Annotated in this window: 13 protein-coding genes; 4 read left to right on the top strand and 9 right to left on the bottom strand. The window is 58.2% G+C overall.

Annotation, left to right across the window (positions count from 1 at the left end; translation table 11 throughout):
• Positions 1-250: 250 nt before the first annotated feature.
• Both prlC and rsmJ read left to right on the top strand, forming a co-directional pair.
• Positions 251-2,293 (top strand): oligopeptidase A, encoded by a 2,043-nt coding sequence (gene prlC, locus SPL01S_RS14360; protein ID WP_063200735.1) that lies wholly within the window; start codon positions 251-253, stop codon positions 2,291-2,293.
• A 7-nt stretch (positions 2,294-2,300) separates the two neighbouring features.
• Positions 2,301-3,047 (top strand): 16S rRNA (guanine(1516)-N(2))-methyltransferase RsmJ, encoded by a 747-nt coding sequence (gene rsmJ, locus SPL01S_RS14355; protein ID WP_062868993.1) that lies wholly within the window; start codon positions 2,301-2,303, stop codon positions 3,045-3,047.
• Positions 3,048-3,082: 35 nt separating this feature from the next.
• On the opposite strand, the gene SPL01S_RS14350 is transcribed toward rsmJ, so the two are convergent.
• From SPL01S_RS14350 to uspA, 8 genes are all read right to left on the bottom strand, one after another.
• On the bottom strand, positions 3,083-3,682 hold the full coding sequence (locus SPL01S_RS14350) for a KpsF/GutQ family sugar-phosphate isomerase (RefSeq protein ID WP_062868992.1): 600 nt from the start codon (positions 3,680-3,682) through the stop codon (positions 3,083-3,085).
• Complete coding sequence (locus tag SPL01S_RS14345) at positions 3,682-5,319, bottom strand: FGGY-family carbohydrate kinase (RefSeq protein ID WP_004951563.1); 1,638 nt, start codon at positions 5,317-5,319, stop codon at positions 3,682-3,684. The genes SPL01S_RS14350 and SPL01S_RS14345 overlap by 1 nt, the downstream gene beginning before the upstream one ends.
• Before the next feature lie 13 nt (positions 5,320-5,332).
• Positions 5,333-6,286: an ABC transporter permease gene (locus tag SPL01S_RS14340; RefSeq protein ID WP_062868990.1), complete on the bottom strand. Its 954-nt coding sequence runs from the start codon at positions 6,284-6,286 to the stop codon at positions 5,333-5,335.
• 1 nt (position 6,287) lies between these two features.
• Positions 6,288-7,277, bottom strand: coding sequence for an ABC transporter permease (locus tag SPL01S_RS14335; protein WP_004951557.1), 990 nt, complete (start codon positions 7,275-7,277; stop codon positions 6,288-6,290).
• Positions 7,270-8,778 (bottom strand): sugar ABC transporter ATP-binding protein, encoded by a 1,509-nt coding sequence (locus tag SPL01S_RS14330; protein WP_063200732.1) that lies wholly within the window; start codon positions 8,776-8,778, stop codon positions 7,270-7,272. Before SPL01S_RS14330 ends, SPL01S_RS14335 begins: the two co-directional genes overlap by 8 nt.
• Before the next feature lie 118 nt (positions 8,779-8,896).
• Complete coding sequence (locus tag SPL01S_RS14325) at positions 8,897-9,883, bottom strand: autoinducer 2 ABC transporter substrate-binding protein (protein ID WP_062789808.1); 987 nt, start codon at positions 9,881-9,883, stop codon at positions 8,897-8,899.
• Between the two features lie 338 nt (positions 9,884-10,221).
• Positions 10,222-11,565: an NADP-specific glutamate dehydrogenase gene (gene gdhA / locus SPL01S_RS14320; RefSeq protein WP_063200729.1), complete on the bottom strand. Its 1,344-nt coding sequence runs from the start codon at positions 11,563-11,565 to the stop codon at positions 10,222-10,224.
• A gap of 315 nt (positions 11,566-11,880) precedes the next feature.
• Positions 11,881-12,327 (bottom strand): universal stress protein UspA, encoded by a 447-nt coding sequence (uspA, locus tag SPL01S_RS14315; protein ID WP_063200726.1) that lies wholly within the window; start codon positions 12,325-12,327, stop codon positions 11,881-11,883.
• A 616-nt stretch (positions 12,328-12,943) separates the two neighbouring features.
• Between uspA and uspB the strand changes: the two genes are divergently transcribed.
• Positions 12,944-13,279: a universal stress protein UspB gene (gene uspB / locus SPL01S_RS14310; protein ID WP_004951547.1), complete on the top strand. Its 336-nt coding sequence runs from the start codon at positions 12,944-12,946 to the stop codon at positions 13,277-13,279.
• A gap of 75 nt (positions 13,280-13,354) precedes the next feature.
• Here the strand turns inward: uspB and pitA are convergent, their stop codons facing one another.
• A complete protein-coding gene (gene pitA, locus SPL01S_RS14305) occupies positions 13,355-14,857 on the bottom strand; it encodes an inorganic phosphate transporter PitA (protein WP_004951543.1) in 1,503 nt (500 codons plus the stop codon).
• 301 nt (positions 14,858-15,158) lie between these two features.
• Here pitA and SPL01S_RS14300 point away from each other — a divergent pair, with 301 nt between their 5' ends.
• Complete coding sequence (locus tag SPL01S_RS14300) at positions 15,159-16,358, top strand: BaiN/RdsA family NAD(P)/FAD-dependent oxidoreductase (protein ID WP_063200788.1); 1,200 nt, start codon at positions 15,159-15,161, stop codon at positions 16,356-16,358.
• Positions 16,359-16,534 lie beyond the last annotated feature (176 nt).

Below are 16,534 nucleotides of genomic sequence, written 5' to 3'. Positions count from 1 at the left end.
GCTTTATTGTATTACATCACATTTTTTGCTTTTTCCTGCGGGAGATCGTGGTCGGAGTGTTTACTTGGTCGTATGGAAGCAAAGGGAAGGACGGCATTTCTCCATTGAGTACCGCCCGTCGGTTAAGCGTGAGTTAAATAACATTTCCCGGCCATTGATTTTCCCGCTGCTTGGCTCCATGTTAGATATTCATTCGCATTTTAAGGCCTGCCCGCTGCGGCGGGCCCCAACGCTAATCAGGACTGCCCCTATGACAAATCCGTTGCTGACACCGTTTTCCCTGCCGCCGTTTTCCGCCATTCGCCCTGAAGATATCGTGCCTGCGGTGCAATCCGCCTTGGCCGATTGCCGCGCTGCGGTAGAGCGCGTGGTCGCGCAGCCGGGGCCGTTCACCTGGGATAACCTGTGTCAGCCGCTGGCGGAGTCGGACGATCGCCTGTCGCGCATCTGGTCGCCGGTCGGGCACCTGAATTCGGTCAAAAACAGCCCGGAACTGCGTGCCGCCTACGAACAGGCGCTGCCGCTGCTGTCTGAATACGGCACTTGGGTGGGCCAGCATGAGGGGCTGTACCAGGCGTATCGCAGCCTGAAAGAGGGCGAAGCGTTTAACCAACTGAGCGCGCCACAGCGCAAGTCGGTGGAAAACGCGCTGCGTGATTTCGAACTGTCGGGCATTGGCCTGTCGCCGGAAAAACAGGCGCGCTACGGCGAGATCGTCGCGCGCCTGTCCGAGCTGGGTTCTACCTACAGCAACAATGTGCTCGACGCCACCATGGGCTGGAGCAAACTGATTACCGACGAAGCCGAGCTGAGCGGCCTGCCGGAAAGCGCGTTGGCACAGGCCCAGGCGATGGCGCAGGCCAAAGAGCAGGACGGCTGGCTGCTGACGCTGGATATGCCGAGCTACCTGCCGGTGCTGACCTACGGCGACAACCGTGCGCTGCGTGAAGAAATGTACCGCGCCTTCGCTACCCGCGCTTCCGATCAGGGGCCGAACGCCGGCAAATGGGACAACAGCGAAGTGATGGCGGAAACGCTGGCGCTGCGCCACGAACTGGCCGAACTGCTGGGCTTCGCCAGCTACGCCGACAAATCGCTGGCGACCAAAATGGCGGAAAACCCGGAGCAAGTGCTCGGTTTCCTGAACGATCTGGCCAAGCGTGCTCGCCCGCAGGCCGAGAAAGAGCTGGCGCAGCTGCGCGCCTTCGCCAAACAGCATTACGGCGTGGATGAGCTGGAAGCCTGGGACATCACCTATTACGGCGAAAAACAAAAACAGCACCTGTTCTCCATCAGCGACGAACAGCTGCGCCCGTACTTCCCTGAACAGCGCGTGGTAGAAGGGCTGTTTGAAGTGGTGAAGCGCATTTACGGCATCACCGCCAAAGAGCGCAAGGATGTGGATACCTGGCATCCTGAAGTGCGCTTCTTTGACCTGTTCGATACCAACGGCGAACTGCGCGGCAGCTTCTACCTTGACCTGTACGCGCGTGAAAACAAACGCGGCGGGGCGTGGATGGACGACTGCGTCGGCAGCCTGCGCAAGGCCGACGGCTCGCTGCAAAAGCCGGTTGCCTACCTGACCTGCAACTTCAACCGCCCGCTGGGCGACAAACCGGCGCTGTTCACCCATAACGAAGTGACCACGCTATTCCACGAGTTCGGCCACGGTCTGCACCATATGCTGACCCAAATCGATATCGCCGGCGTCTCCGGCATCAGCGGCGTGCCGTGGGATGCGGTCGAGCTGCCGAGCCAGTTTATGGAAAACTGGTGCTGGGAGCCGGAAGCGCTGGCCTTTATCTCCGGCCATTATCAGAGCGGTGAGCCGCTGCCGAAAGAGATGCTCGACAAGCTGCTGGCGGCCAAAAACTACCAGGCGGCGCTGTTTATCCTGCGCCAGCTGGAGTTCGGTCTGTTCGACTTCCGCATGCACGCCGAATACAGCCCGGAAAAAGGCGCGCAAATCCTGCCGACGCTGGCGGAAGTGAAGAAAATGGTGGCGGTGGTACCTTCACCGAGCTGGGGCCGCTTCCCACATGCCTTCAGCCATATCTTTGCCGGCGGTTACGCGGCGGGTTATTACAGCTATCTGTGGGCGGAAGTGCTGTCTGCCGATGCCTACTCGCGCTTTGAAGAAGAGGGGATTTTCAACGCCGAAACCGGCAAATCCTTCCTCGACAACATCCTGTCGCGCGGCGGTTCGGAAGAGCCGATGGAACTGTTCAAACGCTTCCGTGGCCGTGAGCCGCAGCTGGATGCTATGCTGCGCCATTACGGTATTAAAGGATAACCCACCGGTGAGCGTGTGTTTATTGTGTGAAGAAGGCGCCGATCCCGGCGCCTTGTCTATTCTGGCGGAGCGCTGGCAGTTAACCTCGGACGACGATGCGTTGATGGCGCTGGTGCTGACGCCGCAGCGGCTGGAGCTGCGCAAACGCGACGAACCCAAGCTGGGCGCGATTTACGTCGATTTCGTTTCCGGCACCCTGGCGCATCGGCGTCGCTTCGGCGGCGGGCGCGGCGAAGCGGTGGCCAAGGCGGTCGGCATCAAGGGCAGTTACCTGCCGGAAGTGGTGGACGCGACCGCCGGGCTGGGGCGTGACGCCTTTGTGCTGGCTTCGCTGGGCTGCAAGGTGCGGATGCTGGAACGCAATCCGGTGGTGGCGGCGCTGTTGGATGACGGGCTGCAACGCGGTTATCAGGATGCGGAAATCGGCCCGTGGCTGCGTGAGCGTTTGACGCTGCTGCACGCCTCCAGCCTGACCGCGCTGACCGGCCTGGATCCACGGCCCGAAGTGGTGTATCTCGATCCGATGTATCCGCACAAGCAAAAAAGCGCGCTGGTGAAGAAAGAGATGCGGGTATTTCAGTCGTTGGTGGGCAGCGATGACGACGCCGACGGCCTGCTGGAGCCTGCGCGTCGGCTGGCGACCAAGCGGGTGGTGGTGAAGCGGCCGGATTACGCCCCGCCGTTGGCCAACGTGCCTGCGCACGCGGCCAGCCTGACCAAGAGCCACCGTTTCGATATTTATATGCCGTTGTAAGCTTATTCCCAGGGGCGAACATCTTCGCCCCGCTGTTATTCCTGCTCGCGCAAACTTTTCCCCACGTCACCGCCCGGATGCACCGCCAGCAGGGTTTCTTTGCTGTAGCCGCTGCGTTCCATCAGGCAGGCACAGGCGGCATCGAAAATCGCCAATACCAGCACGATAGACGTAGTTGCCAGCATATTCAGCGGATCTATCTCGTTTTCCACCCCTGTGCGGATCACCAGCTGCGCCGCATGAGCGATCGCCGAATCCGGGTTTTCCGTCACGCCAATCAGCGGTACGCCTTTGGCCTGCAGCGTCGGCAGCAGGCGGGTCAGCTCATCGGAATTGCCGCCGCGCGAAATCAGTATCATCAGATCATCGCCGCGCAGAAAGCCCAAATCGCCGTGCGCCGCGTCGGTGGCGTTCAGGTAGATGGCCGGCCGTTCCACGCAGGCCAGCATATGGGCAATCTTGCGCGCCGCGATGCCGGAGGTGCCGACACCGGTGACCGCAATCTTGCCCCGGCACGCCGCCAGCAGCGTCAGCAGCCGTTGCCAGGTGGGCGCGTCGATGCGTTGGCTGAGTTGCGCCAGTTCGCGGCTGTAAATGGCCCAGGCTTCCGTCGCTCGCTGCCATTCCTGCTGCATCACGCCTCCTCCTGCATCAGCCGGCGGTATTTCATATGGTCGTTATACAGCTCATGGAACACGCGGTATTTGCGGTCGTAATAGCTTTTTATTTTGTTGGTCTGCGGCGTAACGGTTTTACCGATGCGGCTCATGGCACTCATCGCTTCCGGCAGCGTGTCGAACACGCCCGCCGCCACGGTGCCCATCATCGCGCCGCCCAGCAGCATCGCTTCGCTCTCTTCCGGCAGCAACATGGCGCAGCCGGTGGCGTTGGCGTGCTCCTGCACGAACAGCGGGTTCTTGGTGCCGCCGCCGCTGGCCATAATGGTGTCGATGCTGTAGCCGCTTTGGTTCATGGTTTCGATAATATGGCGGGTGCCGAGCGCGATCGCCTGGAGGGTCGCCAGATAGTGCAGCGCCATGTCCTCCGGGGTGCGCGACAGCTTCAGCCCGGTCAGGGTGCCGGTCAGCGTCGGGTTGGCGCGCGGCGAACGGTTGCCGTGGAAATACGGCAGCATGTGAATATCCTGGGTCAGGAAGGCGATGTCCTCCGGCTCGCCGGCCATGCGGCGCAGCAGGGCGTTCAGCACCTCATAGATGGTCTGCCCTTGGGTTTTCGCCTGCGTCAGCAGATCCTGATAACACGGATGAGACTGGATCACATGGTCAATCAACGCGCCGGTAGCGGATTGACCCCCTTCGTTCAGCCAGTATTCCGGCAGAATTGCCGAGTAATAGGGCCCCCACACGCCGCCGATAAAGCGCGCGGTGCGCGACATCGCCATATGGCCGGTAGAAGTACCGCCGATCAGCGCGATGCGGCGGTTAAAATCCGCCACTTCGCCGGAAACCCCGGTGGCACCCAGCGTGCCGAGAGTGCCGGCATGAGCGTCGATGATCGACACGCTGACCGCCGTGCCGGCAATCAGGCCCATCTCGCCGGCGGCGCGCTGCGTCAGGCCGTGGCCCAGCGGTTCACCCATCATTTTTACGTCGCTGCCGATCTTGGCGGCGTCGTGTTCCAGCACGTCTTCCAGCCCAATCTGTTTGAAATAGCTTTTGTCCCAGCGCTGCTCATGGCCGAGGTAAGTCCATTTGCACACCGTCGAACATAGCGAACGGGTGGCGTCCTGGGTGGCGCGCCAGGTGAGAAAATCCGGCAGGTCAAACAGGTAGCCGGCATTGGCCCAGGTGGTCGGCATATGCTGCTTCAGCCACAGCATTTTGGGGGTTTGCATCTCCGGCGAGATGATCCCGCCGACGAAGTCCAGCACCCGGTGTTTGGTGGCGTTGATGCGCTCGGCCTGAACGATCGCCCGGTGATCCATCCACACGATGATGTTCTGCTCGGTGCGGCCGGACGGGCTGACGGTCAGCGGCTGGCCTTCTTTATCCAGCACCACCAGCGAACAGGTGGCGTCGAACCCCAGCCCTTTGACCTGAATCGGGTTGATGTCGGCCTGGTTGACCGCATCGCGCACCGCGCTGCACACCGCTTGCCAGATATTGTCCGAAGACTGTTCGACAAAGTCCGCCTTCGGGCGGTACAAATCGATGGGCCGACTGGCCTGCCCGACCATGCGGCCGTTGAGATCGAATACCCCTGCGCGTGCGCTTCCGGTGCCTACATCTACGCCAATAAAATAACTCGCCATTGTTCTTCTCCAGTCAGGCTTTTCGATTCTGTAATGCGATAAACAGGATCAGCACACCGCCCCACAGGGCCATGGTCAGATAGCTGCTGACGCCCAGCAGGTTGAGGCCGCTTTCCAGCATTTGCAGCACAATCAGCGCCAGCACCAGACCAAGCACTCGGCCAAAACCGCCGTCCGGATTAATGCCGCCCAGCACCGAGGCCAGAATGGTCACCAGCAGGTAGGATTCGCCGTAACCCGCCTTGGCCGAGTTGAACTTGGCCATCATCAATAGGGCTGCGCCCCAGCCGAGCAAGGCTGACAGGATATACACCGCGATCTGCACTCGGGCGGTATTGACCCCGCTAAAACGGGTGGCCTGTTCATTGGAGCCGATCAGGTACAAACTGCGGCCCAGCGTGGTGTGCTCCAGCAGCAGCCACAGGCCGACGGCCACCAGCAGGAACAGCAGCAGCGCCACCGGAATGCCGAGTAGGCTGCCGTTGCCAAAGTACTGAATCACCGCCGGGAAGCCGGAGATCACCGCGCCGTTGGACAGCAGGATATTCAGGCCGGTGATCAGCGTCATGGTGCCGAGCGAGGCCAGAATCGGCGAAACGCCGACCCAGGCGACCAGCACGCCGTTAAGTGCGCCGATGGCGACCGCGACCAGCAGCCCGGCCAGCAGCGCCAGCGCTAAAAACAGCGGTTGATCCGGATGGCTGACAATAATCGTCGCCATCACCAGCGAGCAGGCGTTGGCACCGGCGATGATCGACAAATTAATGCCGCCGGTCAGCATGGTAATGCCCATTCCGAGCGCCAGCATGCCGAGGATCGGCAGTTGCGAGGCGATCGACTGGAAGTTGCCGACGCTGAAGAAACGCGATCCGAGCAGCCCGGCAAACAGCAGCGCCACGGCAATGATGATCGCGCTTTGCAGGCGGATGATCCGATCGTTCGGGATCAGGCGGGTTAACGAATTCATGTCATAGCTCCTTGGCCAGCTTGCGTTTTTCATTCCAGGCGGTGCTGCTGATGCTGATCAAAATGATCGCGCCGCTGAACACCTGGTGCCAATAAGCCGACACGCTGAGCAGCGTCAGGCCGTTTTGCAGAAAGGCCAGCAACACTACGCCAAGCAGCGTGCCGGTCAGCGATCCGCGGCCGCCGGTCATGCTGGTGCCGCCGAGCACCACCGCCGCCAGCACCGTCAGCTCAAAGCCGAGCAGCGAGTTGGGGGCGACCGACTGGGTGATTTGCGCCTGAACCACCGCAGCGATACCGGCCAGAATGCCCATGTAGCCATAAACGTAGAAGTGCAGCCGCAGCAGGTTCAACCCCAGGCGCGATGCCGCATCGCGGTTGCCGCCCATGGCGAAGATCTGGCGGCCGAGGCGGGTAAAGTTCATCAGCACGCCGGTGACGATCACCACCGCCAGCAGGCACAGCAGCGGCAGCGTCAGGCCGTAGTCGTAGCCATCGGCGCCCTGGAACGAGAACCAGTTGATGCCGTCCATAAACCAGTCCGGGAAACCGTACAGCCAGGTGCCGTTGGTGGCGTACACCAGCAGGCCATAGAACAGGTTCAGGGTGGCGATGGTGATGATGATGGCCGGCACCTTCAGCCAGTACACCAGAAAACCGTTCACCAGCCCGAGCAACAGGCCTACGCCCATCGCCAGCACGAATGCCAAAGGGAAGCCGCCGCCGTGCTGAATAACCCAGGTAGCCATCACGTACTGGGCGATGGCGGTGATAGCCGGGAACGAAATGTCGATGCCACCGGCAATCAGCACCACGAACAGGCCGCAGGCGAGAATGCCGAGAATGGCGTAGCTGGTGGCGACGTCGGTCAGGTTGCCGAGCGTCAGGAATTCGCTGGTGCCGGCGCTCAGGCCAATGGCCAGCAACAACACCAGCAGGCCCAGGTAAAACTCGTGCCGGCCGGCCAGGCGGGCCAGTAATGACTTATCCATTCACCACCTCGGCGATCTGTTGTTCGGTGCTGTGGTGCGGCGAAAACTCGGCGATCAGTTCGCCTTTGCGCATCACCATCACCCGATGGCTGTTGTAATAGGCTTCCGGGATCTCGTCGCAGATCATCAACACCGCCATGCCGAGCTCGGCCAGATCTTTGGCGATCTGGTAGATCCCCTCTTTGTTGGCGATATCCACCCCGACGGTGGGCGAGTCGAGGATCAGGATCTTCGGCTGGGTCGCTACCCACTTGGCGATGGCGATACGCTGGGCGTTGCCGCCGGACAGGGTTTTGACCGGCAACGCGCTGTCGGACACCTTGATGTTCAGGTCACGGATCAGCCGGTTGACCAGCTCGGTCGCCTTGGCGTGATCCAGCAACCCAAGCGGCGTATGCAGTTGATCAAACACCGTGACGATGGTGTTGTCGTAGATCGACTGCTCCATGATCAACCCCTGGGTCAGACGATCTTCCGACACGTAGCCGATGCCGTGGCGCACCGCGTCGCGGTTGTTGTGCAGCCGCACCGGTTGGCCGTCGATTTTGATTTCACCGCTGTCCGGGCGTGTCATACCGAACAGGCTGAGGCACAGTTCGGTGCGGCCTGCGCCGAGCAGCCCGACAATCGAGACTATTTCGCCGCTGCGCAGTGAAAGATTGATGTCCCGGTATTTGCCGCGCCGGCTGAGGTTGCAGACTTCGAGCAGCGGGGCGGTATCGGCTGGCGGGCGTGCCGGCAATTGGCTGTAGTGGAAGCGTTGGCCGGTCATCAGGAACGCCAGTTCGTGGCTGTCGAGTTGGCTTGCCGGGTAAGTGCCGACCAGCTTGCCGTCGCGCATCACGCTAATACGGTCGGCGACTTCCATCACCTCATCCAGGCGATGGCTGACAAACACCACGCAGATGCCCGCCGCTTTCAGCTCATTGACCACCCGCAGCAGGCCGTTGACCTCCTGGCGCGTCAGCGATGCGGTAGGCTCGTCCATAATCACCAGCCGCGCTTCGGCGGCTATGGCGCGGCAAATCGCCACCAGTTGGCGATCGGCAATCGACAGTTTTTCGACTTTTTTATCGGGATCGATATGCACCCCGATGCGGGCCATGGCGTCCAGCGCGGTCTGGCGCATCACCTGCTTGCGCACCCAGAAATGGCCGCCGGGCAGATAGCGATGAATGGCGATATTTTCCGCCACCGTCAGATTGGGGAACAACGACAGATCCTGATAAATCACCTGAATACCGTAATAGCCGGAGAGCTGCGGCGTCAGGGAATGAAAGAGTTTGCCTTCCAGCGAAATATTGGCGCCTTTTTCCGGCTGATAAACCCCGGAAATAATTTTAATAATGGTGCTTTTGCCGCAGCCATTTTGTCCGGCCAGGCAATGCACTTCGCCAATATTCAGCGTCAGGTTGATCTGGTCCAGTGCCAGCACGCCTGGGAATCTTTTACTGATATTCTCCAGGGTGATAAATGCGGTGGATGTGGTGGAAGCGGTCATAGCGTTAACCTATGCAGGTTTTTATTATCCTAAGGTCGCAGCAGGCGCTGCGCCTTAGGTTATTGGATAACTTTCCCGGTGTGGCGTAATAAGTCATACCCGTGTGAAACGGGTAGGATTAAAATCCTAGCGATTTGGCATTATCTTTGGTGACTTCAAGAATTTTATTAAACCGAATCACTTTTTTATCCATATCGACGTCGGCTTTACCCAGCCCTTCGATCGACAAATCTTTGGTTACTTCCTTGCCCTGCAACAATTGGTCGGCCACCGTCACCAGCGCATAGCCGGCGTCTTTCGGATCCCACAGCAGCACTTTCTTGATATCGCCGCGCATCAGGTAAGGGGCGGCCTGCGCCGGCATGGCGATGCCCACCACGGCGATTTTGTCCTTGGCGCGCTTCTTGGCGACCGCCTGGCCGGCACCGATCGGGCCGAGGGAGCCAAAACCGATAATGCCTTTCATCTGCGGATAGGTTTTCATCAAATCCAGCGTGGTGGCGTAGGATTTATCGATGCTTTCCGCCACCGGCAGGCGCGAAGTGACTTCGAACATGTCCGGGTATTTCGCTTTCTGGTATTTGATCGCGGAATCGGCCCAGGCGTTGTGCAGCGGCACGGTCAGCGAGCCGACGTAAATGGCGTAACCGCCTTTGCCGCCCATGTCTTTCGCCAGCTCATCAACGTTGGCCTGCGCATATTTCTCGCTGTCGATGGTTTCGATGTCCCACTGGCCGATCTGCTGATCCGGGGATTCATGGGTCAGTACCACGATGCCTTTCTCGCGCGCTTTTTTCAGCACCGGTTCCAGCACCTTGGCGTCGTTTGGCACCACGATGATGGCGTTAACGTTTTTGGCGATCAGGTCTTCAATCACTTTGACCTGTGCGGCCGGGTCTGGGGTGGAAGGCCCGGTTTGGTAAGCGTTGACGTCGAGCTTTTTGGCTGCGTCGTTTACGCCCACTTCCATACGGTTGAACCAGGGAATGCCGGTCACTTTGGCAACCACGGCGATCTCGTACTTTTCAGCCGCAAAAACAGGTGTTGTCGATAACATGCACGCAGAAACCACACATGCATTTAATAATGCGAGGTTAAATTTCATTCGCTGTACCTTTTTTATCTGTAGGGGTGGATGTTTTTCCACCAGTGCAGATTACAAAGGAATGGAAGAGGGGGCGTAACCGAAGTTGAGGAAATGTGATCTGCGCACATTGAGGTAAAATTATGGCAGTTTTAATGTTAATTAAATGTTTAATAATTTAGTGGTGGTAATTTTACTACGGAAAATCATCATTTATTTAACATGATTAATCATATTTATTTACATTATTGCAACTATCTAAGGGGGGGAAGGGCGTTTTGGGGCGGTAAAAATGCCGGCAGGAGAGCCGGCATTGAAGCATTTAACGGATGTGTGATCAATGTCACCTTAAGGATAAGTTACAGCACGCCCTGTGCCAGCATGGCATCGGCAACCTTGACGAATCCGGCGATATTGGCGCCATGCACATAGTGAGTTTGCTTTCCTTCACCGCCGTATTCGACGCAGGCTTGATGAATATCCGCCATGATATGTTGTAAACGTACATCCACTTTTTCTGCCCGCCAGCTGATGCGCGCGGCATTCTGCGCCATCTCCAGCCCGGAAGTGGCCACGCCGCCGGCGTTGGCGGCCTTGCCTGGAGCAAACAGCACGCCGGCGTCCAGGAACGCATCGGTAGCCTGAATGGTGGTGGGCATATTGGCGCCCTCGGCCACAGCTTTGACCCCGTTGCGGATCAGCAACTGTGCGGCTTCCAGATCCAGTTCGTTTTGGGTCGCGCACGGCAGAGCGATATCCACCGGCACGCTCCACGGTTGCTGGCCGGCCAGGTAGGTCAGGCCGCGCTCACGGGCGTAGTCTTCCACCCGGCCATAACGCTGATTCTTGATTTCCGCCAGATGGGCCAGCTTCTCGGTGGTGAAACCGGCCTCATCGACCACGGTGCCGCCCGAGTCAGACGCGGTGATCACGCGCGCGTCCAGTTCCAGTGCCTTCTCGATGGCGTACTGCGCCACATTGCCTGAGCCGGAAACGGCGACTCGCATCCCCTCAAAGCCCAGCCCGTGGCGTTGCAGCATGGCGTCGGTGAAATAGACCAACCCATAGCCTGTGGCCTCGGGCCGGATCAGGCTGCCGCCGAACGACAGCCCTTTGCCGGTAAACACGCAGGCGGTGTTGTTGGACAGTTTTTTCATCATGCCGGTCATAAAGCCGACTTCACGGCCACCAACGCCGATATCCCCGGCGGGCACATCGGTATCCGGGCCAAGATGGCGGTACAGCTCCGTCATCAGCGACTGGCAGAAACGCATGATCTCCGCCTGGCTTTTGCCTTTCGGATCGAAATCCGACCCGCCTTTACCGCCGCCCATGGGCAAGGTGGTCAGCGCATTTTTGAAGGTCTGCTCGAAGCCGAGGAATTTCAGAATCGATAAATTCACCGACGGATGAAAACGCATACCGCCTTTATACGGCCCGATGGCGGAATTGAACTGCACGCGCCAGGCGCGGTTAACCTGCACCTGGCCGCGATCGTCCACCCAACTGACGCGGAACTGGATGGCACGCTCCGGTTCCACCAACCGCTCCAGCAACGCGTGCTCGCGATAGCGCGGGTTGCGTTCGATAAACGGCCACAGCGAAGTAAACACTTCTCTTACCGCCTGCAAATATTCAGGCTGGTGGGGGTTGTGGCGTTGTAGCGAGGACAAAAACGACTCTACCGATAAAGCATTTTCCATGGATAGCTCCTTTATACCCGTCGCCTTTCAAGCTGTAGCCTTGTTAGCTGAGCTCGCGGTTCCCCCAGTTACTTACCTAAGTAAGCGCCTGGGGAGCCGCGAGCTGGCTACAGCCCGAAATTCATAGGGTAATACTATTAATTTCCCCCATTATTTTTATAAATATTGGTATGAATAAAGCCTGGGGGATGATGTTGTGTCTTTAGCGACTATATCACTGGAGGGCGGTTGATTAACAAGCGATTAATGATCGCGGTATAACGAAAAACGCCCGCAAGAGGCGGGCGTTGGCAGGCTAAGTTTGCGAGCGCTTACTTAATCTTCGACGCTTTCTTCTTCGTCACGCAGCGGCACAATCAGCATATCGATATGCACGGTGTTGATCAGCTGGCGCGCAGAGGACATCAGCTTGCTCCAGAAATCCTGGTGGTGGCCGCACAGCACCAGGTCCATGTCGTATTTCTTGATGGCATCGACCAGCACCTGCGCCAAATCGCCGCTGCCGCTCAGGGTTTCGGTAATCGGGTAACCGGCATTTTGCGAAAGTTCGGTCAGCGCGTGATGGGTTTCCTCGGAGATACGCTTTTGCATATCGCCGAGATTAACGTCGATCAGGCCGGTATACAGGTCGGAATAGTTAACATCTACGTGGATCAGGGAAACTTTGGCGTTGTACGGTCGCGCCATAGATACGGCTTTTTCCACCAGAATTTTGCTCTCCGGGGACAGGTCTACCGCAATCAGAATGTGTTTGTAAGCCATGAGAATACTCCTTCCATATAATGCCGATTAAAGGGTTAGCAGGCATTTCAGCGTACCAGCCTGGCGCTTTAGGTTTACCTGCATTTTATCATTCAGATAACACAATGATATGTTGGGGCGATCACAGTGTGTTGCATCAAAAAATCGTTTCATCTCTACCCCGTCAGTTTTACACCCGCCGGGTTGAAAATCCTATCATTACTGGGGTTATTGGCGGTTTGACCGCTTGAAACATAAGCATTCTTAAACAGAGTATAGTCCCAAACGCCCATCTGGCCGTGGAAAATACCGGGAATGGCGGGCAGGGCGGTTATCACTTATAACCCATCGATGTATGACAAATGGGCAGGTTGCGGTAAATTTTATCGACTGCTCAGGCCAGTTTACGTTTCATTCACCTACAATAATGAATATGGGCCTCACCTTCTCTCCTCTGAGCCAGTCCGCGCTACCGGTACTTTGCCTGGCGGCGGCTTGTTTCAGAGGCTGTGGGTTATGCGTGGCCCGAGCGGTAAAAAGGGGATCGGAGCGGTAGGCTCCCGCAGTAATGGGCATCGAGGTAGGGCAGTTGGACCCGGCGGAGCGCCGCGGATAACAACGCCTTGAGGGGGCAATCATGATCAGTACCGTCGCGCTGTTTTGGGCTTTGTGTGTGGTGTGTGTGGTAAACATGGTGCGGTATTACTCTTCTCTGCGTGCGCTGCTGGTGGTGTTGCGCGGCTGCGATCCGCTGTTGTACCAATACGTCGACGGCGGCGGTTTCTTTACTGCCCACGGTCAGCCGAGCAAGCAGTTGCGGCTGGTGCGCTACATCTTCTCGCAGCGCTACGTCGAGCATCACGATCCGGAGTTTATCCGCCGTTGTGAGCGGGTGCGCGGCCAGTTTATGCTGACTTCCGCCCTGTGCGGGCTGGTGGTGGTGAGCCTGCTGGCGCTGATGATTTGGTATTAAAACCGGGCGGTTTCCCTGGTTACGAGCAAAAAAAAGGCGGCCACATCGGGCCGCCTTTCTCATGGAACAAGCTGCTTAGATAACCTTAAGCGCCAGCCAGTACAGTGAACCGGAAAGCAGAATCGAAATCGGCAGGGTCAGTAACCAGGCCAACAGGATGTTCTTCACGGTTTTACTCTGTACGCCGCCGCCGTCCACGATCATCGTCCCGGCTACCGCCGAAGAGAGCACGTGGGTGGTGGAAACCGGCATACCGGTGTAGCTGGCTACGCCGATCGACAAGGCTGCGGTCATCTGAGCCGACACGCCCTGAGCGTAGGTCATGCCCTTCTTACCGATTTTCTCGCCGATGGTGGTGGCAACGCGCTTCCAGCCAACCATGGTGCCGAGTGACAGCGCCAAAGCAACCGCAACGATGATCCACAGCGGTGCATACTCAACGGTTTGCAGCAGATCCTGACGCAGGTTCTTCAGGAAACGCTGGTCCGCGGCGGAGGTTTCCGGCAGTTTGGCGACCTTGTCTGCGGTATCCGTTACGCACATCAGCAGGCGGCGCAGATGGCTGCGCTGTTCTACCGTCAGTTGATCGTAACTTTGCAGATTGTTCAGCAGGCCCTGCGTCAGCTCAATCGCCGGCATGGCGCGGGAGCTGTCGCAGTGGAACTCGGTCGGCTTATTCGGCGAAACCTCATCTTCCGGGCTTGGCACCAGCGGCGTCAGGGACACCACGTGTGACAGGGCATCGCCGTGCTGCTGGTAATATTGCTGCAGGTGGGTCACGGCATCACGCGTACGGGTGATGTCATAGCCGGTTGCATTCATATTGACCACGAAGCCGGCCGGCGCAACGCCGATCAGCACCAGCATGATAAGGCCGATGCCTTTCTGGCCGTCGTTGGCGCCGTGCGAGAAGCTGACGCCGATAGCCGACAGGATCAGTGCGATACGGGTCCAGAACGGCGGCTTGCGTTTGCCGTCGACCTTTTCACGTTCCGCGGGGGTCATGTGGATACGCTGGCGTTTCTTGTTGCCGCTCCAATAGCGGCGCAAGGCAAACACCATCAGCCCGGCGACCATCATGCCGACCAGCGGCGAGATGAGCAATGACAGGAAAATACCGATCATTTTCGGGACGTTAAGCGCATCCACCACCGAGGTGTGGGTCATCAGTGCATTGGTTAAACCAACACCGATAATTGCGCCAATCAGCGTGTGGGAGCTGGAGGCCGGCAGACCGAAATACCAGGTGCCGAGGTTCCAGATAATCGCCGCCAGCAGCATGGAGAAGACCATGGCTAATCCGTGCGCTGAACTGACGTTCAACAACAGATCGGTAGGCAGCAGGTGAACAATGGCGTAAGCAACACTCAAACCACCGAGCATAACGCCAAGAAAGTTGAACAAGCCCGCCATCACGACCGCAAGTTGCGAGCGCATGGCACGGGTATAGATTACTGTAGCGACCGCATTGGCCGTATCATGAAAGCCGTTGATGGCTTCATAAAACAACACGAACAACAATGCGAGAATTAACATCAGGCCGGTATGGAAATCCAGGCCTGCGAACAAATGCAGCATAAGCGTTACGCCAGTTTGTGGACATGAACGCCGCGCATTATCCGTGACAACCGGGGCCGGGGAAAAGGAAAATATGACGTTTTTTTGATTTGAACATGACGAAACGATGGCACTGGCATGACAAAGATATGAAATATCATAATCTTATGCTGATAAGCGCACTGTAATATTTTCTTACTATGGCGCTGGCGGCGGCATGGCTTTACAATCTGCCGCCGTAAAGTTGTCGGTTACCGGTAGCGAAACGGCGTAATATGGCGGCCTTTTGTCGCGATTGTGGTTTTTATTCAGAGAGGCGCAGGTGGAACAGTTTGATGTCGTGGTAATAGGTGCGGGCGCAGCGGGCATGTTTTGCGCGGCACAGGCGGGGCAACTCGGTTGCCGGGTGCTGCTGCTCGATAACGGCAAAAAACCGGGACGCAAAATCCTGATGTCCGGCGGCGGACGCTGTAACTTTACTAATATGTACACCGAACCGGCCGCCTACCTGTCGAACAACCCGCATTTCTGTAAATCGGCGCTGGCGCGATATACCCAGTGGGACTTTATCGATCTGATTAACCGCTACGGCATCGCCTACCACGAGAAAACGCTGGGGCAGCTGTTTTGCGATGACTCGGCGCAGCAGGTGGTCGAACTGCTGGTTAAAGAGTGCGAACTGGGCCAGGTGACGACGCGCCTGCGCAGTGAAGTGCTGGGCGTGGAAAAAACCGAAGCCGGTTTCGAACTGGCGCTGAATGGCGAGAAAGTGAGTGCTCGCTCACTTGTGGTGGCCAGCGGTGGGCTTTCCATGCCGGGGCTGGGTGCTTCGCCGTTCGGCTACAAGCTGGCGGAGCAGTTTGGCCTGAAGGTGCTGCCGACCCGCGCCGCACTGGTGCCGTTTACCTTGCATAAACCGCTGCTGGAACACCTGCAAACGCTGTCCGGCGTCTCCGTGCCGGCGGTGATCACCGCCGAAAACGGCGTCAGCTTCCGCGAAAGCCTGCTTTTCACTCACCGTGGCCTTTCCGGCCCGGCGGTATTGCAGCTTTCCAGCTACTGGCAGCCTGGTGAGTTTGTGAGCGTTAACTTACTTCCTGCACTCGATCTGGCGGGCTTCCTTAATGAGCAACGCCAGGCGCACCCCAACCAAAGCCTGAAAAACACGCTTGCGCTGCACCTGCCAAAACGCCTGGTGGAGTGCCTGCAAGCGCTGGGGCAATTGCCGGAAGCCACGCTGAAGCAACTGAACCCCACGCAACAGGCCGCGCTGGTCGAAACCTTGCAGAATTGGCGTGTGCAGCCGAACGGCACCGAAGGCTACCGCACCGCGGAAGTGACGCTCGGCGGCGTGGATACCAAAGAGCTGTCTTCCAAAACGATGGAAGCCGGCAAGGTGCCCGGCCTGTACTTTATCGGCGAAGTGGTGGATGTGACAGGGTGGCTGGGCGGTTATAACTTCCAGTGGGCCTGGAGCTCGGCCTGGGCTTGCGCTCAGGCGCTGGCGGCGCAGGGGCAGTAAGGCTGATTGACAACCCGAACAAACTGGCGGTATCTCGACTACGACTCCGTGCTGCTCCGCAGCCGGATAATGTTGGCACACAAGGTCAGATTGGCCTGACGTTTCTTTTCTCTCGGGTTTTTGAACTCTACTGCCTGACGTCGTTGACGATCCTGAAAATCCTTGCGGGGTAGCGG

The organism is Serratia plymuthica NBRC 102599, assembly GCF_001590925.1.
GTDB classification, from domain to species: Bacteria; Pseudomonadota; Gammaproteobacteria; order Enterobacterales; family Enterobacteriaceae; genus Serratia; species Serratia plymuthica.
Note: the sequence above shows the minus strand (reverse complement) of the source record. Positions and strands in the feature narration are given on the sequence as shown.